This is a genomic window from Diplocloster modestus, assembly GCF_019042245.1.
GTDB lineage: Bacteria > Bacillota > Clostridia > Lachnospirales > Lachnospiraceae > Diplocloster > Diplocloster modestus.
Genome location: NZ_JAHQCX010000027.1, coordinates 43,521 through 64,613, shown reverse-complemented (window position 1 = coordinate 64,613; position 21,093 = coordinate 43,521). Strand labels below are relative to the sequence as shown.

General features: G+C 48.2%; 15 protein-coding genes. All 15 read right to left on the bottom strand.

Annotated elements, in window-relative coordinates; all coding sequences use genetic code 11:
* Positions 1 to 120: 120 nt before the first annotated feature.
* Positions 121 to 1,728 carry an MBL fold metallo-hydrolase RNA specificity domain-containing protein gene (locus KTH90_RS23905; protein ID WP_158354646.1) on the bottom strand — a complete coding sequence of 536 codons (1,608 nt, stop codon included), beginning with the start codon at positions 1,726 to 1,728 and terminating at the stop codon, positions 121 to 123.
* A 140-nt stretch (positions 1,729 to 1,868) separates the two neighbouring features.
* Positions 1,869 to 3,461, bottom strand: coding sequence for a response regulator transcription factor (locus KTH90_RS23900; protein ID WP_238727562.1), 1,593 nt, complete (start codon positions 3,459 to 3,461; stop codon positions 1,869 to 1,871).
* 74 nt (positions 3,462 to 3,535) lie between these two features.
* Complete coding sequence (locus KTH90_RS23895) at positions 3,536 to 4,603, bottom strand: ADP-ribosylglycohydrolase family protein (protein WP_158354642.1); 1,068 nt, start codon at positions 4,601 to 4,603, stop codon at positions 3,536 to 3,538.
* Between the two features lie 53 nt (positions 4,604 to 4,656).
* Positions 4,657 to 6,768 carry an ADP-ribosylglycohydrolase family protein gene (locus tag KTH90_RS23890; RefSeq protein ID WP_238727561.1) on the bottom strand — a complete coding sequence of 704 codons (2,112 nt, stop codon included), beginning with the start codon at positions 6,766 to 6,768 and terminating at the stop codon, positions 4,657 to 4,659.
* A 66-nt stretch (positions 6,769 to 6,834) separates the two neighbouring features.
* Positions 6,835 to 8,598 carry a sensor histidine kinase gene (locus tag KTH90_RS23885; RefSeq protein WP_238727560.1) on the bottom strand — a complete coding sequence of 588 codons (1,764 nt, stop codon included), beginning with the start codon at positions 8,596 to 8,598 and terminating at the stop codon, positions 6,835 to 6,837.
* A gap of 166 nt (positions 8,599 to 8,764) precedes the next feature.
* Entirely contained in the window at positions 8,765 to 10,321 is a 1,557-nt protein-coding gene (locus KTH90_RS23880; RefSeq protein WP_238727559.1) for an extracellular solute-binding protein, read from the bottom strand.
* A gap of 23 nt (positions 10,322 to 10,344) precedes the next feature.
* Positions 10,345 to 11,217: a carbohydrate ABC transporter permease gene (locus KTH90_RS23875; RefSeq protein WP_158354625.1), complete on the bottom strand. Its 873-nt coding sequence runs from the start codon at positions 11,215 to 11,217 to the stop codon at positions 10,345 to 10,347.
* A 16-nt stretch (positions 11,218 to 11,233) separates the two neighbouring features.
* The gene (locus KTH90_RS23870; RefSeq protein WP_238727558.1) at positions 11,234 to 12,238 is read right to left on the bottom strand and encodes an ABC transporter permease; all 1,005 of its coding nucleotides are present in this window, start codon (positions 12,236 to 12,238) and stop codon (positions 11,234 to 11,236) included.
* Positions 12,239 to 12,308: 70 nt separating this feature from the next.
* A complete protein-coding gene (locus KTH90_RS23865; protein WP_158354623.1) occupies positions 12,309 to 13,607 on the bottom strand; it encodes an alkaline phosphatase family protein in 1,299 nt (432 codons plus the stop codon).
* A gap of 520 nt (positions 13,608 to 14,127) precedes the next feature.
* Positions 14,128 to 14,868 (bottom strand): RNA polymerase sporulation sigma factor SigE, encoded by a 741-nt coding sequence (sigE, locus tag KTH90_RS23860; RefSeq protein WP_158344548.1) that lies wholly within the window; start codon positions 14,866 to 14,868, stop codon positions 14,128 to 14,130.
* A 25-nt stretch (positions 14,869 to 14,893) separates the two neighbouring features.
* On the bottom strand, positions 14,894 to 15,754 hold the full coding sequence (locus tag KTH90_RS23855; protein ID WP_158354621.1) for a sigma-E processing peptidase SpoIIGA: 861 nt from the start codon (positions 15,752 to 15,754) through the stop codon (positions 14,894 to 14,896).
* 635 nt (positions 15,755 to 16,389) lie between these two features.
* Entirely contained in the window at positions 16,390 to 17,586 is a 1,197-nt protein-coding gene (gene ftsZ, locus KTH90_RS23850; protein ID WP_158354546.1) for a cell division protein FtsZ, read from the bottom strand.
* A gap of 103 nt (positions 17,587 to 17,689) precedes the next feature.
* Positions 17,690 to 18,433 carry a cell division protein FtsQ/DivIB gene (locus KTH90_RS23845; protein ID WP_158354544.1) on the bottom strand — a complete coding sequence of 248 codons (744 nt, stop codon included), beginning with the start codon at positions 18,431 to 18,433 and terminating at the stop codon, positions 17,690 to 17,692.
* 162 nt (positions 18,434 to 18,595) lie between these two features.
* The gene (murA, locus tag KTH90_RS23840) at positions 18,596 to 19,852 is read right to left on the bottom strand and encodes a UDP-N-acetylglucosamine 1-carboxyvinyltransferase (RefSeq protein WP_158354542.1); all 1,257 of its coding nucleotides are present in this window, start codon (positions 19,850 to 19,852) and stop codon (positions 18,596 to 18,598) included.
* A gap of 131 nt (positions 19,853 to 19,983) precedes the next feature.
* Positions 19,984 to 21,093 carry an FtsW/RodA/SpoVE family cell cycle protein gene (locus tag KTH90_RS23835; RefSeq protein ID WP_408626309.1) on the bottom strand — a complete coding sequence of 370 codons (1,110 nt, stop codon included), beginning with the start codon at positions 21,091 to 21,093 and terminating at the stop codon, positions 19,984 to 19,986.

Sequence of the window (21,093 nt, the reverse complement as noted above, 5' to 3'; positions counted from 1 at the left end):
TCTACTCAAAAAAATACCCCCTTTCAGGAAACAAGTTTTTATTATTTCACTTGTCTACCTAAAAGGGAGCATATCATCATCCGGAACGATAATCTGCTCCGGATGATCCTTTCCTGGTGATTAATCCCTATCCCACTTATCCGCCAGGTTATTGATCTGGTTCTCGAATTTAGCCAGGTCCTTATTTGCCAGGCCCTCGTTCTTCATAATCACCGCCATCAGACGTTTACCGGCCTCCACCACACGCCGGAACGCATTCTCTGCACGCTGAGTCTCCGGTTTTTCTTTTGTCTTCCGTACCCTGACCCCTTCGCTTAAGATCTCACCAGTGGCCAGATCCACGCAGCCTCCGGTATAAGGCGCAAATGCCTGACATCCGATAACTTCCTCCACGGTATGGGCGAAGGCATCCGTCACCTCATCTTCCCCGTGGACTACAAACACATGCTGGATATCAGACTGGAAACCTCCCAGCCAGCGAAGCAGGCCGTTCTTATCCGCATGACCGCTGATCCCCTTCAGGCTCTCGATCTTAGCATCCACCTCAATCGGTTCGCCGAAGATTTTGACCGTATCAGCGCCCTCCAGCAGCTTACGGCCCAGCGTTCCCTCCGCCTGATATCCCACAAACAGAATCGTGCTTTCTTTCCGCCACAGATTATGCTTCAGATGGTGCCGGATACGGCCGGCCTCGCACATCCCGGATGCAGAAATTATCACTTTCGGTTTCTCATCAAAATTAATCTGTCTGGAATCCTCGCTGGTAGTGGCCGTCTTAAGCCCCGGAAACAGCAGCGGATTAATCCCCTTATCCACCAGCGCCAGCGCATCTTCATCAAAGCAGGCCCTGGTATTCATGTTAAATACTTTCGTTGCCTCAATCGCCAGCGGACTATCCACATAGACTTCGAACCCCGGATACTCACGAATCAGATTCTTCTCCTTAATCTCCCGTATAAAATACAGCAGCTCCTGGGTACGGCCCACTGCAAAAGACGGAATGACCACATTGCCTCCCCGTGCAAAAGTTTCTCTCAGAATCCTGGTAAAGCTGCCGACATAATCCGGATGCTCCTCCCCGTGCAGCCGGTCCCCATAGGTAGATTCGATCACTACATAATCCGCGGACTCCACAAATGAGGGATCTTTGATAATCGGCTGGTTCAGATTCCCAACATCCCCGGAAAAAACTATTTTCTTCGATATGTCCCCTTCCTGAATCCACACTTCGATACTGGCCGATCCCAGCAGATGCCCCATATCATTGAAGCGGATATCAATCCCTTCACATAGCGTAATCCGTTCCGCATACACAACCGGCACCATCAGCCCGATCGCCGCCAGGGCATCATTCATGGTATACAGCGGTTCATATGGCTCCGCTCCCGACCTTCTGGCTTTTCTATTCCTCCACTCTGCCTCAAACTCCTGAATATGGGCACTGTCACGCAGCATAATACCGCAGAGGTCATACGTAGCATAAGTGCTGAACACCTGCCCCTTAAACCCGTTCTTACACATCAGCGGTATCAGCCCGGAATGATCAATATGGGCATGCGTAAGCAAAATATAATCAATCTCATCCGGCGCGACCGGCAGCTTCTGATTCTCATAGATATCCCGCCCCTGTTCCATACCGCAATCAATTAATATATGTTTCCCGCAAGCCTCCAGCAGATGGCAGCTGCCAGTAACTTCATGAGCAGCCCCGATAAATGTAAGTTTCATGCGTTTCCCCTACCTTTTCTTTTTATTGTACCACCATCCCTAAAAACTACAAGATATTTAGAACATCGTATTATTCTTCATATTTTCCCGTCCCAGCCAGAAGTCAGATAGTCACCTAACCCGCCTCTACTCACCCAGCCCTATTCCCCGGCCCTTCGGAACTCATTCGGCGTCCGCCCCGTCTTTTCATGAAAGAGTTTCGTAAAATAGGAAAAGTTACTGTAGCCCACCTCCATGGAAACCGCATGGACCGGCATGTCGCTGTGTTCAAGAAGCACTTTGGCACGGTCGATTCGTTTATCGATGATGTAAGCGTTAATGGAGGTGTTCATTTCCTTTTTGAAAAGTCTGGAGAGATAATCGGGGTTCAGATATACGACGTTGGCCAGATCGTTGCGGGTGACCGGCATCTGATAGTGATCGTCCAGGTATTCCCGGACTCTGGTGATGATGGAGTCGGTCTTTTCTGTCATGGCTGCGTATTCGATAGATTTGGTGATCAGGTAGCCTGCGTATTGTTTCATGTAATCTACGGACTGGATGGAAAGATCGCAGAGTTCCTCGGCTTCTTTTTCATCGAACAATTTATACATTTCTACATGCTGTTCGCTCAGGTAGCGGTAGACGAGCTGTTCGATATCCATACGGAACATTTTCAGCACGAAGCTGCTGACTTTCTTACGCTGGGCCAGCCTGGACAAATAATCAGATATTTTGGTGCTCAGAATGTCCTGTCTGCCGCTTTGGAACAGGGTTTCCCATATTTCCAGATCGGGCATGTTATAGGTAATCTTTTCGCGGGGGATTCTGTCTGCCACGGAGAAAACTTTTTCGGGGATCTCTATAAGTCCGGCCAGGTTTTCTCTGAGGTATTGGGTCTGGGCGTAGATCTGATCCAGATGGACGATGTCCGTGATGGCAGCGCGTATTTCCAGATTTTCCCGGTTCTCCAGCTTCTCTATGAATCGGTAGGTGGTGTTTTTTATGTCGATCAGGTTGCAGATATCTGACACCAAATTCAGACACAAGCCGAATTGCCCCCCGTATTCCGTATATTTGCTGACAATCTGATAGTAGGTGTCCTTGTAATAATCCTGCAGGGTTTTATATATGTGGCAGCTGTGTATGCGGAGGTATTCATCCATGTCCCGGTTTAACAGGGGCATGATACGGAACTGGACGACAGCGAAATGCTGGTCCGGTGTATAGGGCAGCGCATCCGCTTTCAACCTTTCCGGGATACTCTCTGCCGGATTTTCTAAATGTCCTGTCCTGATATCCCGCCAGAAATGCTCTTCAATTACATGGGAATGCGAAGCAAGATATTTGCTTTGTTTTATATAGTCACCGATCTTTTTATGGTCTTTGCAGCGGATGACCGCGGAACAGATCCCCCTGGACAATGCTTCCTCATCCACTGGTTTCAGATAGTATTCCAGGCTTTTCAGCTCGATTGCTTTCTTTGCATACTCGAATTCGGCGTAGCTGGTTAAGAACATGGCTTCCAGATCAATATTCTGCCGGCGTACCCATTCCAAAAGCTCCAGTCCGCTCTCCCCCGGCATCTCGATATCGGACAGGAGAATATCGATTGTCTGGCCGGTGATGATCTCTTTTGCCTGATTGGCACTTGTCGCCGAGAAGATTTCCGTTATTCCCATTCTTTCCCAGTCAAGTTTTTTACGGATCATCTCCAATACATACGAATCGTCATCTACAATCAGAATATTCATGGTCATATTTTCCTTTCCGTCCTGGTTTTCTGCATTGTAAACTCTGCCATCTTTTAATCACTTCATATACATGTTTACAGAGAGGTTATATGTCTTACAGACACACTTTGAGATAATTGTTCCAGATCCAGATGGTTGGTTTCCAGCACCATATTTTGTATCTCCGCCGGTATATTGTGCCTTCCGGCAAAGGCAGCGCATAAGGCTCCGGCCAGGGCAGCGATAGTATCCGTGTCGCCTCCCATGGATGCCCCCATGCAGATTGCTTTGAACACATCCGTCCGGGCTTTTGCAAAAACTGCGAAAACCGCTCCGCAGACATCTGCCGAACTAAGACCACATCCCAGAACGTCATGCAGCCAGTCCATCAGCTGGGTTTCCCCCATCTCCCGGCTTCTCCCGACAACTTCCCTGATCCGGGCCGCTGATGAAGGTGCGCTGTGTATCTCCTCCACAGCTTCCAGCATTTGACCGGCACCCCGCAGGGCCGCTTCTATCACTGTATCAAAGTCCGCGTTCCAAAAAGCAGACCGCAATGCAAAACCATAAGCCCCTGCCGCCTCCAAGGCCTCGGATGTATTGTGTGTGGGAATCAGACATCTTCTGATCCGGCTTGTCAGTTCCTCTTCTTCCTGATATGGGCAGGCCAGGAACGCACTGGGTACCCGCATGATTCCACCGCAGGTGGTACCTGTTTTCCCGCTCTCGTAAGGGGAAAGACCGTTTTGTATATCTGTCAAAGCTTTTCTGGCACTGGGGCCGATGTAGTTCCTGGCACAGGCATCTGTTTCTTCGATCCATTGAAGCAGGCCGTCTGCCGTGGCTTCCACGGTGACCTCTCCATTTTCGATGTATTTACGCATCAATATCAGATTTTGTTCGCTGTCATCCGTAACACTGCCTGTCGGCAGATCCCTGTGCAGCCGGGAATATCTGGTGTCAATGATCTGATCCACATAGCCTTTGAATTTATTTTTGATATCATTTCTCGTCATGAATTCTGTCGGCATTCCCATAGCATCTCCGGTCACCAGTGCTTCCAGTACACACTCGATTCTTTTGTTCAATACCGCTGGTTCTGTTTGATTTTCCTCTATCCTGTAGGGCTCTGTTTTATGTATCTTTGTTTTATGCAACTCCATTTTTCACTCCCGCCTCTTCCCACTTTTTCTTTCATATCGTTCCTTGCTTACTACTATAAAAGTTTTGTTCCTGTTATCTCCATATTCCCATACAGGCATCTCCCGGCGTACAATCGGATACACCCGAACATTCCATAGGAAAACTGCCGGTCTTTTACTCTGAGAATCTCCCGGCCGTCGATGAAAAGAGACAGGACCTCCTGCTCCGCTGTCAAAACGATATCATAACACTTTCCGATCTGCCATTCGAAATCTGTTTCCGTAAGGATCGTCACTCCAAAATCCTCTTTCAAAATCGCAGCTTTATTCTTACGGTACAGGCCTGCGTAATACCCCCGCATCACTCCCTGTACCCTTATCCCCAGCATATGGCCCTCTCCGGTTATCGGGGTAACCGGACATCGGATCCCGCCTTCTTTTGTATAATACCAGCCCGTGTAGCTCTGGGCTTTTGCCAGAGACATCGCTTCCATGCCCATACCATCAGGCGATAAGCTCCAGTGGCCTTCGTTGTGTGAAAACGGCGTGATACTGCCAAACTGTATTGTCTGCTTTCGAAAATCAATTTTCTGGCGGTAAGGACCGCTGATCTTAAAGGATCGAAGATAAAGCATTCCGGACCCGGAGAGGAAATGACCGTCACCCGCTATACGGATTCCCACCTCATCGATACAGTCCCCCTGTGTGTCCGGAAGAAGGAAACTGATCCTTGTCGCTTCTTTCCTCTTTAATATCCTCCATGGCCCTTCCAGTATCTTCACTCCAACAGCTGTTCTTACATAGGGAAATACACCTATTTCAGCGTCCCCTTCCCATTGTTTCAGATATAGTTCAAGCTCCGCTTCCTGTCCCTGGTAAGCCAGAGGGGAAAATACCGGATCGTAGCGCTCATCTTCAAAATCTTTTCTCATATAATAAGGTTTGTACCAGAGCCTCCTCTGGGACACGACACTGATATTGTCCAGTACAATCCTCAAGCCCCGCTCATCGCCCGCAGCAGTACCTTTGGAAGGTGCTGACATAAGCCCGTCCGTTCGGAATCCATGCACAGAACCCGGCAGGGAGAAGTCAAAATGCAGCTGCCCTGGCGTGATCCATTCTGCCACTTCTTCCGGCACCGGTTGTTCCGCCAGACGATATCCCAGACAAGCCAGCTCTTTGGAAAAACTGGGAACGTCCAGTATATTTAGCGACCCGCATGCACTGGACAAAATGATCCGGTCGCCAATCGGCTCCCGATAGCGCCCGGGCAGTCCCTCAGGACCGTTCAAAACTCCCAGGACCGTACCTACATTTCCAGCGTTACAGTCCGTGTCCCACCCGCACATCACCGCGATTTCTATCGTTCGTCCCAGGTCCCCATTTCCATACAGCATGGCAAGCGCACAGATTCCAGCATTGGGAATGATAGGACAGTTTCCCGGATAGCGTTCATATCCCCACTCCCGCCTTACCATGTCGACACATGCCCGAAAATCCTCCTGCTCATCCTCATGAAAAACCATGACTGCTTTCACGACTCTGCTATAATCCGAATCTTCCGGTATCTCCGCCAGTGCCCGTTTCATTACCTGATCGATCGTTTTGGCCCGGAATGCTTCCGCTATGGCCGCTCCAAAGAATCTGGCACCCAGGAGCCCTTCCCCGTCATGGGATACGCTGGCCGCAGTCTGTGCATAATCAGCGGCCAGTGTGGGCTCCCCGGGAAAAACTAACCCCCAGGTATCGATAAAGATCTGACCCCCGATCTGCTCCGCCAGTGCGGTTCCGTTCTGCTCAATGCTTCCGGAACGCGGAGCCGGAATTGCACTTTTCAGATTCAGATAGGCGGTATGTTCGGTGCTGATCCCATAACCGCCCCACCAAAACATCCCCCTGCCCGCTCTGGTATAATTCAGCCAGGCTTCGGCCACATCCTGAGCCGTCAGTTCTCCCTGATCCCTCTTATCATACAGAGATCGCATAAAAAACACCGGACCATTGACATCATCGTCCGCCGCAAAAACAGAATACCGGTGAATAGGCCCCCGGATATCACCAAAGGTAGCCCGAAGCCTCTCGTAGTTCCACAACGGCGATTCTACCGGGGCTCCTAACTGGATCCCCATATTCATTCCCAAAAATCCCGCGTATATTTTTTCCACATAATCCTCTGCTATCCTCATAGACTTCCTTTCGCACAAACGATTACGCCTGTATGCTCTATTTTCCAGATGTATGGTTCCTTTTGCTTATATGACAAATGTATTTGCATTTTCCACTTCCACGTCGCCCTTTTTGCACACGGGAATTTTCAGCGCGACTACTGCTCCGCCAAGCGGGCTGTTATAAAAGCTGACCTTATATTGGCCGCCAAAATGGTATTGCAGCCGCTTGATACTGTTGGCTATCCCGATGCCCGTTCCATCTGCTCTTTCCATGGATTCGCCGTTTTGCAGCTGTTTTAGAACCTGTTCCGGAAAGCCATCCCCCGTATCGGTGATGAATATATTGATGACCGGACCGTCCCCCGCTTCCTCTTCCATGACCGTAACAGATATATCCACCGGCCGCTCCAGCGCCACCGTATTTTTCACCGCGTTTTCCACAAAGGTTTGAATAATCAAAGGAGGAATATAGCAATCACACGTACCCGGGTCCTGTTCGATATAAAAAGCAAACGCCCGGCGGTACCGGATACTCTGGATATTCAAATAATTTCTCACATATGCCAGTTCATCCCGGATCAGTTCCTTTCTCATATCACTCTTCAGCAGATACCGGAAATATTCCGAAGTCAACCGAAGCATCTGCTTGCACTCCTGGAATTTTTCCAGTTCCACCAGATTATAAGCCAGATTCAGGCAATTCAGGTAGAAATGCGGTTTGATCTGAAGTTTCATGAATTCGATTACCTCCCGCTGCTGTTCCATCTGTTTTTCATAGAGCGAGATTTTCAGGCTTTTGATCTGCTCCGCCAGATTGCGGAACTGCATGTCTGCCTGCTCCAGTTCCAATATCCTGGCGCTGTCAAGCTCCGGCAGTTCTTCCCCCCCATAGGATGATAGGCCTTCGCAAAAAGACTGAATCGGTTTCACGATATGCCGCACCGTATAGAAAAAATAGAGAACCAGCCCCAGGGCCGTAATGATGGTGACGGAAGTCAGGATCAGCTGGAACCACAGGATATTCTGAAAGATCCTGGATACCGGCACAAAGTAGCGGATGGCAAACGGAATCTTCTGGAATTTCTTCTGTATCTCGATATATTCGGAAAAAAAACCGATCCGGTCCATATATTTGTCCACTTTATGTGGGATCCCGGTCAGGTTCTGTCCATCCAGTGTGGTCAAGATCAGACTGCCATCCCCCACGTCGCTAATGTTGTTCATCAGATGTATCAGGCTGTCTGCCGTCAGCCAATACCCAAACCAGATATCCTGGTATTTCAGGGTCTTGATTAGATATGTTTCCTCTTCCCGCTCCACGATGGACCATTCTGTATCCTTGGCATACTCATTGATCGTCCCCTCCTGGATCAGGGAAACGATGGTATCCGCAGGTTCCTGCTCTACAGCAGCACCTTCACAGGGAATATAAGCATCCTGGCCGGGCAGATAGAGAAAGAAATGAAACTTTGCCGCATAGTCAAAAAAATACACGGAAAATGCATTGTTTAACTGTTCCCGGCCTTTTTGCTGTTCCGCGGAGTCCGGAGGAGCATAAAGCAGCATTTTTAAAGGTGTATACAATGCGCCTTCTCCCTGGGTGTAGTCTATAATCATCTTTGCCTGATTCCTGGTAATCGCACTGATCTCCCTGTCCACGGAATCCATGTTGGCCTTTACCGCCATCAGCGCATACTGATGCTGCTCGTACCTTGTATAAAAAATAGCAGCGAAATTCAGCAGTATTCCCACTAACAGAGCCCCCATCAGTGCCCACAGGGTCGGACTGATCCTTTTCATCAGGCTTTTCTTATCCCGCTTAACCCCGACTTTCTTTTCTCTGTTCATACCAACTTTCCTGTCTGTTAACAACTTTCTTTCCCCTGTTCCCATCAACTGTCATCGGCTTTCTTCCTGTTTCCCCTTTTTTCTAAATTATAGCTGATTCCGTCCGGCACTGTCAAACTACAGAAATCAGCTTCCCGAAGCGTTCCGGAAGCTGATTTCTACCATCTTATTCTCCTTGTATCACCGCCATATAATCATTGGCCTGCATAAGAATCGTCTCATGGATTTTTTCAATTCCGGCCTCATCCAGACGCTTATTCAAATCTTCGATCCCTGCGTCGGTATCATCCACCATCCCGTTAATCAGCGGGTTCAGATACTGGGAGATCAGCTGGTTCACCGCGGTTACCTCTGCCTTTACCGCCGTATCATCTGCTGGGAAGCCCATTATCGTGTTATCCACCACAAAGGGTTCCATCGTCTGATACACATCCGCCACATACTCGTAATGCTCCGGTTTCAGGCTTAACTCCGGCACACTGTAATAAAATCCGGTCAGGCCCAGACCCTCTTTGGTAAACGCAGGATGCTGCGCAGAATTTAAGGATTTATAATTTCCGCTGTCCGCCACTTCATAATCCTCACCTAAAATTCCACAGTCCAGTAACTGATACAGCTCCTCATTGGTCCGAAGTTCCAGCATAAATTTCAGCGCTTCCACCGGATGAGGGCTGGCTTTTGGCATTCCAAATGCCGTGTGCATCGGGTGCTTCTGCAGCACTCTCTGACCCATGGCTCCAAAATTTACCATTTTAATCTCCCAGTCCGGATTCGACACCAACGCCGGCGAATAGATCAGATTAAAAGACTCACCTGTAGCATAGGAAATGGTACTCGCATATTTCCCCGACAGGAACTGGCCTGCAGAATCCACATCCGTGGAGATAATATCGCTGTCAATCCAGCCATTCTCCACCCATTTTCTGGCTGTCTCCACCCCTTGCTTAAAAGAATCCGTCTTGGAATAAACTACAACCCCCTGATCCCCTTTCAAATCATAAGCCAGGTCATTACTCATGGCATACCAGCCGTTTAAGATCTGGAACATCTCATTGATTCTTCCTCCCCGGTCGGAACAGGCCACCATCGTGGATTCGTTTTCCTGGATCCCTTTAAAATATGCCTCCATGGATGCCACATCCGTTATCTCCGGGAGATTATATTTCTTTCTCAAATCCTCCCGGTAGGTGAACCCGATCTCCAGTAAATCATCGGAAGTGGAGGGGATATTATAGATTTCTCCATCAATCTCGCATTTTTTCCATGAATCCTCCGGGATAGAGCTCCAAAGCTTTGGTACCTCCTTCCGGATCAGCTCCTTCAGCGGCAGATAAGCCCCATCCAGCGCATTGGTCTGAAATTTTGCCCAGGTAGCGGTATAGATCAGATCCACATCATTTCCCGTTGTCAGCAGCAGGTTATACTTTGAACTGTCGAAGGCCAGCGGAACCACTTCGATGGTAATATTCAGCTTTTCCCGCAGAATCTCATTGGCCTGTTCTACGATCTTGTCCATGTTATTGGGTGGAGCGACACAGGTGGCGATCTTTAAATGCACCGTCTCCCCGTCTGCTGCACTGGCCGTCGTCCCGCCTGTTCCGGAATCCGTCGATCCCTGATTCTGTCCGCCGGCCGCTCCATCCGAGCCGCAGCCGGTAAGCAGCATAGCCATCGTCACCACACACAGGCCTGCCGTCAATACCTTCTTCCACATTTTCCTCATTACAAAATCCTCCTTCATAAAGTTTATTCTTTTACAGCCCCTACCGTCAACCCCTCCACGAAATACCGCTGCACAAAAGGGTAAGCAAACAAGATCGGAGCTGTTGCTGCTACAGCCATCGCCATCTTAATGGATTCACCGGGAAACTGCATTCCTTGAACCGCTGCCCCCGATGTGGCAGCCATCCTCTGAACCGACATCATAGTATGCAAATAATACTGGATCGGGAAATCCCTGGGCCGGTTTAAAAACAACATCGGCAGATACCAGCCGTTCCAGTAATTCAAAGCCAAAAACAATCCCACTGTAGCCAGAGCCGGTTTCATCAGCGGCAGAACCAGTCTGCCAAAAATAGTAAAATCCGTCGCCCCATCCATTCTCATGGATTCCATCAGAGAATCCGGAATCGTCGTTGTAATAAAACTCCGCATAATAATAATCAGAAACGGGCTGGTCAGCCCCGGCAGGATCACTGCCAGAAGGCTGTCCTTCAATCCCAGAACCGTAGCCACCATAATGTAAAAGGGAACCAGGCCGCCTGAAAACAGAGTTGTGAAATAAAAGAAAAATGAAAATTTATTCCGGTACTTAAACTTCTTACAATTCAAAACATAACCCGCCAGAGCCGTCACAAACAGTCCTGCCCCTGATCCCACAGCTGTAATCAGGACTGTCACTCCATAAGAGCGCACTACATCCCCGCCGGAAGCAAAAATATATAGATAAGCATGGGCCGACCACTGCTTTGGGAAAAAAGAGTAACCCTCTCTCAAAATCGTATTATTATCTGTAAAAGATGCCACGACAATCATCAACATGGGCAGAAGGCTTACCAGTGTTAAAGCTGAAATAAACCCGTAAGAGAACACGTCGATCGCTGTTATTTTTTTCTTCATATGCTCCCGTCCCCTTTTAAAACAAAGCGTATCCCGGCTCAGACCGTTTCACAAAATAGTTGCAGGCCAGCACTACCACCAGTCCAAAAAACGACTGATACAAACCGGCGGCCGTTCCAAGCCCCACATCAAAAGAATTCTGAAGCAGTCGGAACACAAACGTATCAAATATATCCGTCTGTTCATACAAAAGTCCGTTCGTTCCAACCAGCTGATAAAACAGTTCAAACTGTCCCCGCAAAATATTGCCGATGGCCAGAAGCAGCAGCGTAATAAAGGTAGGCACCAGCTGCGGAAGCGTAATATACCGGATCTGCTGGACCGCCGTTGCCCCGTCGATCTGAGCCGCCTCATAATAATCCCTGCTGATACCGCTCAGCGCCGCCAGATAAATAATCATCCCATATCCCGTATGTTTCCACAAATACACCAGTACAATCACATACTTCCAGATCGACGGTGTGGTATAAGCGTTAAAGCCCGAAGCCCCCAGCCCTTCCCTGATAAAATGTGTCAGCGCACCCGAATTCCCGTTCAGCATGGCATAAGCGAACACCTGCACAATCACAAAAGAAATCACATAAGGGAACAAAATCACCGACTGGGAAAATTTCTTAAACTTACTGGAAGTCAGCCGGTGTATCAACACCGCCACCAGCACCTCCAGCACATTTCCAACCACAATAAACACCAGATTATACAGCACCGTATTCCTCGTCAGATATCCGAGGCTGCCATTCTGCAGAAGAATCTTAAAATTAGTAAGCCCCACAAAAGGACTCCCCAGCAAACCATCACCGAAACTGTACTGTGTAAACGCGTAATAAATCCCCACCATAGGCCCATAATTAAACACCAGAAAGAAGAGCACCGCCGGAGCAATCATCAAAAACAATCTCCAGTTTTTTCTGGTTTCCGTCACCAGCCCATTCGGCCGTCTCAACTTCATACTACTGTCCCCGACCACTTTTGTGTCCGAGGTCCTACCTTTATTTCCTCCCATAATCGTCTTTCGTCTCACGCTTCTCCACCTTCATTTCCTGCCTATAATCGCCTTTGTTCCCATGCTTCTTCATCTTTCCAAATTACCATTATAAGATCAGTAATTCCTTCATACAGCGACCTTGTACCTCTTTCATAGATACTCCCAGCATCCGGGCAAAAGTTGGTGCTTCATCTATAATCCGCTGTCTTTCCATAACCGCTCCCGCTCTCACATCAGGCCCGCTCATAAAAAATACCGGCTGCGGCCCTTTATAGGGCAAATGCCCATGGGAAGAAACACAGAACTTATAGTCCGAATGATCCGGCTTCACCAATGCCGGCCCCATAGATGCATTGCCAAAGCCAGTCCCATACCGTCCCTCCAGAACATATAGGAAATCACCATCCAGATGCTGTTCCCTTCTCACTTCCTCCTTCGTAAAAACCGCTTCCACTCCATACACCGGATTCTGGCTTATCTCCCTTAAAACCTTCTCCACCTTCCTCCTGACCCCGCCATCTTCCGGATCCCTGACATGCACCTGCGCCGACAGCGCCGCAGAATTACAATAGGCATCCCAGTCTGTCACATTTCCCTCCCCATCCAGCCGGATCAATCCCTCCCCGGCCAGCAAAACATTCGGCTGAAACATCTGTTCCACCGGCAGCTGTCCATGATCGCTGACAACGGCAAAATTCGTCCGTTCATAAATCCCGGCCCGTTCCACCTCATCCATAATCCTGCCCAGCCAGTCATCATGGACCATCAGCGCCTTCTCCACCTGCCCTCCATATAGCCCGCATCCATGCCTGACATGATCCAAATATGCTACATGTAAAAACATAACATCTGGCTGTTCTCTCCGGATCAGTTCACAGGCGCAGCTAACCATAGCCTGATCCACAAAAAAGCGTCCCAGCTTCCGGTACACATGCAGATACCGTCTCAAAACCCCATGTTCTCCCAGCACACTTTCGGACGCAGACCTGCAAAGAACCTCTTCCAGATTGTCGGCCCCTCGCTTAGGCCAGATCTCCGGTACATTCCAGTCGGAAGCCGGGTCATCCCCCATACAGGGCCACCCCAGACACGCTGTACTCATTCCCGCCTCATGCGCCGCATCTAGCACCGTCCCCACCCGTATCTGCCTTCGGAACCAATACCAGTCCATCTCCCGGCTGTAAGGATCCAGCACCTCATTATGATAAATTCCATGAACCTCCGGATAAGTCCCCGTAATCATAGAAACATGCGAAGGATATGTAAGAGCCGGATAGATTCCCCGCATTCCTCCCCGTACCCTGGCTGCCCTCTCAAGCAGACGTCCAAAGTTCGGCAGACTCTCGATCATCTCCATGTCCTCATCCACCATGGCATCCACCGACATCACAATCAGTTTATTCATCCTTATCGCCCGCTCCTTCCTTTTCTAGTTCCATGTTACCTTCTCACCTATAAAACTTCTATAACTCAACCGACCACTCCTTGTTGTTAATGCGACTTATGTAACACTTGTTTGTCGTAGGCGGCTGTATACGCCGTGAATCATATTAACCGTATCGTTACAATTCACAGCGAACTGGGAGGGGACTGGCTGTGAATTGTAACATTGGATCTTTGGATGATTGGAAAAGAATGAAAAAAATGGAAAATTTAGATAGATATGATAACATAAAACTTATGTATTTAAGTTATCAATTATAGTAAGGAATTTTAATCGATTTGATTCGTTTAAAAGAAAAGACAGGAGATAAAATCCATTATCCTATGATTCTGATCAGAATAACAATTTCCAAGAAAATACAATGGGAGCGGGAAGCCGGTGTTCTCCATCCCGCTTCCCGCTCCCGCACGTCTTACCCTTTTATCTTATGGGGCCTTGCGCAATTACAGGCCTGCTAACGCTCCAGACTCTCAACAGGTCACTACTGGAATCTCACGATTTCTTTCTTCAGCCGCTTGATAATCTTTTTTTCAAGCCTGGAAATATAGGACTGCGAGATCCCCAGCAGATCGGCTACCTCCTTTTGGGTCATCTCATCCCCATAAGCATTGTTAAGCCCAAAACGCAGTTCCACGATGGTCCTCTCCCGCTCCGTCAGCTTTTCGATGGCCTTCTGCAGAAGTTTGCGCTCCACCTCATTTTCAATATCCTTGTAGATCACGTCCTCGTCGGTGCCCAGGATGTCGGACAGCAGCAATTCGTTTCCATCCCAGTCCACATTCAGCGGCTCGTCGATGGAAACTTCCATCTTGGTCTTGTTATTCCGACGCAGGTACATCAGGATCTCATTTTCTATACAACGGGAGGCATATGTCGCGAGCTTGATATTTTTCTGGGGATTGAAGGTGTTAATCGCTTTGATCAGGCCGATGGTTCCAATCGAGATTAAGTCCTCCACTCCCACTCCTGTGTTATCAAACTTTTTGGCTATGTAGACGACCAGCCGCAGGTTGTGCTCGATCAGCACGGATTTCGCATCCGCGTCAAATTCGGTTCCCAGATCCGCGATGATTTCCGCTTCCTTATCGGGTTCCAGCGGCGGGGGAAGTACCTCGGTGCCGCCTATGTAGTGAACGTCTCCCTGCCTGGTAAACAGTATATTCTGGAAACTCGGGCACACCCGAAATTGAAAATGTCCTGGTATCGCTACTTTAATCATCATTATTTCTCCTCCTCGTTTACGATTCTTATCCTTCCAGCAGCTGTGGGTGCAAGATCATCTGATACCGCTTCTGTGAGGAAACCTGTTCCGCGCAGATCCCCAACACCGGTTTTTTTACTATTCTCGCCTCTCCATCCAGATCGATCCGCAGATAATCGATGGAGCAGCCCGGCAGCAGACCATTGGTCTTACCCACCGCATGATAGGGAATGTAATAAAAATTCCCGTCCGGTTCGTACTCCTGTGTTTCGCAAATGCGCAGCTTCAGCATATCTTCCACCTGTCTGCACATTTCTGTCGTCATAAGTTCGCTTAGAGCATCATATTCTATAATGCAAACCGGCTTATTCCTGACAGGGTCTTTTAAGCTGTTTCCCGTATCCAGTAACCCCATGGTGTGACAGCATTTTCCCTTCCAAAACAGCACTACCGGATAAATATTTCCATTTTTGGCCATAAAATGCCGGTAAACTCCCATTCCTGCCTGGATCAGTGCATAACTGGCCACTGAAAAAAACAGAAAGGTCCTGAATCCGGTTTTGGATGAGGTATGCTCGTACAGCCACTGGTAAACGCCCCCGGTTAAAAAGGAGACCAGATAAAAGAGCACAATTCCTTTCACCATGAGCTTCTTCCCCTTCAGTTGAAGCCCGATTTTTACCATGCATACGGGTAATATCCCATACGTCAATATAAGCTTGCCAATCAGAAGGGACGCGGGCAGGAGCACAATACCGCAGGCGCCGGCTGCTCCGGTCAATCCTCCCAGAAGCATTCTAAGATGCGTGGCAGTGCATTTTAGGATACTCCTGACTAACAGCAAAAGCAGATAATCCATAACCAGATTGATGAGAAAATAGACATCTATGTACAGCTCATAATACAAGATCACACATCCTTCCCTTACGGATTTTGTGATGCTGTTCTGGCTTTAAGCAATATTCATTATAAGACCCGGTCACACGAAAATTTGTCAAAAGCACGGTGTCGATTCGCAGTTTCTTTCTGGGGTTTTCGACGGGGACGGCGTACATTTGTGCCCACTCGACGGAATCAGCGGTTCCTCGAGCAAATGAATTGGATTGTTTTGGAGTATTTAAGAAAAAGAACACAGATCATGTAATTCGACGGAAACAGAATGTAGGAATAAAATACCCAGAGCCTGAACGTGACGCTTACTAAGACTCAAAACTTAAGAATAATAGAAAAATAGAGTAAGCAGGACATTTTAATAATGGGACATGAATATGACAAGTATAAAGATAATAAGATTTTGTAAACAACAAGATGTGAAAATAATAGGATACGAAAATAACAGGATACGAAAATAACAGGATACGAAATAGAAAATCCAGAATAAAGAGGTTGTTATACGGCAGAATTAAGCCATACAACAACCCCGATCAACCATTTCTAAGACAGAATAATCCTATGACATATGATTTATAGATATTCTCCGTCATATTATATGATATTTACTATCATGAAAATACAGAACAAAATCACCCGTAGAAAAACGGATTATTTATTTCTGTTCTTCTGCAGGAACTCCGGAATCTTAATACCAGACTCTCTGGTATTGACCTCCGGCTGCTTGGGAATCTGAAGCCCGGGCAGCGGCTGTGTATTTACCGTAGGCTGTACCTTCGGCATAGCTGTTCTAGCATTAGCTGTGTTCGTATTTGCAGTCTGGGCATTCTGAACATTCATCTTCGGCGGCTGATAAGAAAACTTCGGCATGATATTCGCGCCCTGTCCGATGATGGAAGAATTGCGCAGACCAGTAGCGATGACCGTAATGCTGGCTTCATCCGTCACACTGTCATCATACATAGCTCCGAATATGATATTCGTATCTTCTCCGGTCATATCCTGTACATAGCTGGCGGCGTCGTTTGCGTCCATCAGCGTGATATCCCCGGAAATATTGATAATTACATGGGAAGCACCGGTAATAGTGGTCTCCAGCAGAGGACTGGCCACGGCCTGCTTTACTGCCTCGATCGCCTTATCATCCCCCTTGGCCTTACCGATACCGATATGAGCAATTCCTTTATCTGCCATAACCGTCTGGACATCGGCAAAATCCAGATTAATCAGCGCGGGCAGATTAATCAGATCCGTAATACCCTGTACGGCCTGCTGTAACACTTCATCCGCTTTCTTAAGCGCATCCGGCATGGTAGTTCTGCGATCTACGATCTCCAGAAGCTTGTCGTTGGGGATCACGATCAGCGTGTCCACGTTTTGCTGAAGCTTTTCAATCCCTTCCAGTGCATTATTCATACGAGTCTTGGCTTCAAAACGAAATGGTTTCGTCACGACGCCGACTGTCAGGATTCCCATATCTTTGGCACATTTGGCTATGATCGGAGTAGCTCCGGTTCCTGTCCCGCCGCCCATACCGCAGGTGACGAACACCATATCTGCTCCCTTTAATACGTCTTTAATCTCCTCCGCACTTTCTTCTGCTGCTTTCTCACCGATCTCCGGCTGTGCGCCTGCCCCCAAACCCTTGGTGAGCTTTTCTCCTATTTGTAATGCAGTGGGTGCCTTGCAAAGCTGCAATGCCTGCTTGTCCGTATTCACGCCTACAAATTCCACACCGCCTATTTTTTCATCTATCATTCGATTGACCGCATTGTTGCCGGCGCCTCCCACGCCTACAATAATGATTCTGGCCGTTGATTCCGCATCGTTTGTCATTATTTCTAACAAGGTAGTTCCTCCTTTAGCTCGCATTCCTAGCACTTACTATCTTATATAATATAATCTTTTAATAGAATAATCAACCTACAATTTGATTTTGATTTGATTTTTTTCATTCCGTACGCTCAAATTTTATATCTCTTTGTGTTTCGCTGACCTCCTCCATATGCATAATTCCCACCATCTCTTCCTGCTGGGCGATGGGCAGGGCGCTTTTTAAGACGTCGATCTTGTCAAACAGATTCTCATCCTTTCCCAGCATAACTTTTATGCTGCCAAAAAACAGGTTCATCTGTATATCATCCGTAAATTCAATCCGGTCCGGCCTTAAGTTCTGCTTGTCCAGCATCTGCGTCAGATCCACTATGGTCCGGAATACTTTTTGATTCTGCACCGGAAGTTTCTTATACAGGACGATGCTGTCAAAGGACAACCCTGTTATCAGCGGTACCTCTTCCATCACCAGATCCGAACTTTCCACCACGACACCGTCCTTATCGAAGTACATGTTCGTGCCCAGATATTCGATATATCCCACAACACTCTTTTCATATACTTTGATTCTGATCTTGCTCGGTGAAAGCATGGTGATCTCTATGGTATCTATAAAAGGAATTGGCTGTGTGTCCATATATTTATATTTAAACATCAGATACAGCGAATTCGTGCTGTATCGGTCATCCATGACCAATTCCTTAATTTCCTCTTCTGTGTAATGTACGTTCCCTTGGACCTCCACCTCCGTAACATGGAAGATGCCAACCGCCGCCGCTACGGCAACAGCTGTCAGGCAGATGAAAACCAGGATTATTATCCATTTTGTTTTTACCCTTCCCTTTTGTGCATTTTCCTTCATTGTTTTCCTCCATTTGTGCGGTTTTCAGCACATATAGGTATGGATGAACATCTCTTCGTTCAACCGTTCCTCCATTTGTGCGGTTTTCAGCACATATAGGTATGGGTGAACATCTTTTCGTTCAACCGTTCCTCCATTTGTGCGGTTTTCAGCACATACAGGTCAACTGTCGACCCTGCTTCGGATATTACCTCCCAGTTTTCTCAGATCACGGCAGATATCCTCATACCCCCGGTCGATAAATACCCGGTTTTCAATATATGTCATTCCCTGCGCACATAAGCCCGCGATTACCAGCGCAGCTCCTCCGCGCAGTTCTTCCGCCTGCACAGTAGTACCGGTCAGCCCGGTTACCCCTTCGATTGCGGCCTCTTTTCCACTTACCTGAATATGAGCGCCCATCTTCACCAGACCGTCCACCGCTTTATAGCGGTCTTCAAATATCATTTCTCTAATGGTGCTTTTTCCGTCAGCCACGGAAAGAGCCGCCATCAGTTGTGACTGCATATCGGTGGGAAAGCCGGGATACGGCTGTGTCTCCACCAGTGCGACACCGTGGGTCCCCTCTGTGGCATCTACCACGACAGTTCCCTTCTCCTGTCTGCACACAACTCCCATCTGCCTCAAAATCTCTAACAACGCATTCAGCTGCCCCTCGGGGGGATTCAGCAGGCTCACCTGCCCCTTTGTGGCTGCCGCCGCGCACAGATAAGTACCTGCCACGATGCGGTCGGGAATAATCGTATACTCCACATCATGCAGCTCTTTCACTCCCCGGATACCTATCTCCGGTGAGCCTTCTCCTCGAATATCAGCTCCCATTGCTTTTAAAAACCGGCAGAGTTCGAATATCTCTGGTTCCATCGCAGCACCCTTAATCCGCGTTTCTCCTTCAGCCAAGACCGCAGCCAGAATCAGATTTTCCGTAGCTCCCACACTTGGAAACGGAAGTTCTACCGGACAGCCGACTATCTTTTGTGCTTTTGCCTCCAGGATCCGGGATTCCCGGAACTCAACTCCCATCCGGGACAGGCCGCTGATATGAAGATCGATCGGCCTTTTTCCAATCACACACCCGCCGGGATGAGGGATAGACGCTTCCTTTGTCCTTCCCAGAAGGCTCCCCAGCATCATAATGGAAGAGCGCATCTTTTCCGCATATTCCGCCGGAATATCACTGGAATCCAGACCGGATGCGTCGATGACCAGCGTATCCGTCTCCCAGTGGGCCTCACAGCCGATCTTTTTCAGGATCTGAATCATATAACGCACGTCGATGATTTTCGGGCAATTATGCAGGACGCAGACTCCCCTGTGAAGGATCGTTGCTGCAATGATGGGTAATGCGGAATTCTTTGACCCCTGTATTCGAATTTCTCCATACAATGGATTACCGCCTAGAATTTCTATTCTGTCCAACTAGCAATTCCTCCAGAGTCTGTTTTATAACCAGACTATTTTACTCATATATTCCATCATATGCAGTTTCCGTAGTTATGTTACTACTTTATCAATGCCCTCCGTGCCCTGCTGCGGCCATACATCAGCCTTTAGGCCTTCGGAGGCGATACTTCTTTTACCTGGCTGGAGATGCTTAAGGCAAGCCCCATTTCCGCCAGCAAAAACAAAACAGATGTGCCGCCGTAACTGATAAACGGCAGGGTAATTCCTGTATTCGGAATAGTATTGGTCACCACTGCGATATTCAAAATGACCTGAATGGCCATATGCCCCATAATACCGGTTACAATCAAAGCCCCGAACAAATCGGTGGCATTTCCCGCGATCACCATCAGACGCCAGATCAGCAGCAGGAACAGCAGGATCACCAGCACGGCCCCCACCAGCCCCAGTTCCTCACAGATGATGGAAAATATCATATCGTTTTGCGCTTCTGGGACGAATCCCAATTTCTGCATACTCTCTCCCAGTCCTCTGCCGAACACTCCTCCGGAACCGATGGCATATAGCCCCTGAAGGGTTTGATATCCCTTCTCATAAGCCTCCGGGTTTCTCCAGATCGCCAGACGCTCCAGCCGGTAGGATTCCAGGCTTAGGAAGATAGCTATGAATCCGACGCCCAGCGCGCCCATGCCGATAAACTGCATATATTTCGGGCTGGCTACAAAAATCAGGATGACCGCAATTCCCAGAATGATAATAGCGGTACTTAAGTTGTTGGTGCCCACCAGACCCACAATGGGAAGAATGGAGAGCATAATCAGAAACATGGTCTTTATCTTACCCATTCTTTTCACATTTCTGCCGATCAGAAATGCCAGAAACAATATGACCGCCACTTTGGCGTATTCCGAAGGCTGAAAGGACAGCGGCCCCAAAGCCAACCATCGTTTCGAACCGTTGATTTCACTTCCCACCACCAGCACCAGGCCTGACAGGATCAAAGAGACGATATAAGCCAGAACCGCAAATTTTTCCCAGAAATGATAATCAATATTTGCCACCACCATCATCACGCCGACACCCAGAATCGTGGCAAACAGCTGTTTCTTTAAATAATACGCCGCGTCCTGGAATTTGATCTGCCCATTATAAGCGCTTGTGCTGTACAGCATGACCAGCCCGAATCCCACCAGGATTAATACGATACATAACAAGCCCAAATCCACATATCCCGCCTGTTTCGCGCTTTCCTTAAT

What these genes read in the sequence shown, in the direction of transcription:
- KTH90_RS23905 (WP_158354646.1), bottom strand. Translation starts at nt 1,728, where the DNA reads ATGAAACTTACATTTATCGGGGCTGCTCATGAAGTTACTGGCAGCTGC.
- KTH90_RS23900 (WP_238727562.1), bottom strand. Translation starts at nt 3,461, where the DNA reads ATGAATATTCTGATTGTAGATGACGATTCGTATGTATTGGAGATGATC.
- KTH90_RS23895 (WP_158354642.1), bottom strand. Translation starts at nt 4,603, where the DNA reads ATGGAGTTGCATAAAACAAAGATACATAAAACAGAGCCCTACAGGATA.
- KTH90_RS23890 (WP_238727561.1), bottom strand. Translation starts at nt 6,768, where the DNA reads ATGAGGATAGCAGAGGATTATGTGGAAAAAATATACGCGGGATTTTTG.
- KTH90_RS23885 (WP_238727560.1), bottom strand. Translation starts at nt 8,598, where the DNA reads ATGAACAGAGAAAAGAAAGTCGGGGTTAAGCGGGATAAGAAAAGCCTG.
- KTH90_RS23880 (WP_238727559.1), bottom strand. Translation starts at nt 10,321, where the DNA reads ATGAGGAAAATGTGGAAGAAGGTATTGACGGCAGGCCTGTGTGTGGTG.
- KTH90_RS23875 (WP_158354625.1), bottom strand. Translation starts at nt 11,217, where the DNA reads ATGAAGAAAAAAATAACAGCGATCGACGTGTTCTCTTACGGGTTTATT.
- KTH90_RS23865 (WP_158354623.1), bottom strand. Translation starts at nt 13,607, where the DNA reads ATGAATAAACTGATTGTGATGTCGGTGGATGCCATGGTGGATGAGGAC.
- sigE (WP_158344548.1), bottom strand. Translation starts at nt 14,868, where the DNA reads ATGATGATTAAAGTAGCGATACCAGGACATTTTCAATTTCGGGTGTGC.
- KTH90_RS23845 (WP_158354544.1), bottom strand. Translation starts at nt 18,433, where the DNA reads ATGAAGGAAAATGCACAAAAGGGAAGGGTAAAAACAAAATGGATAATA.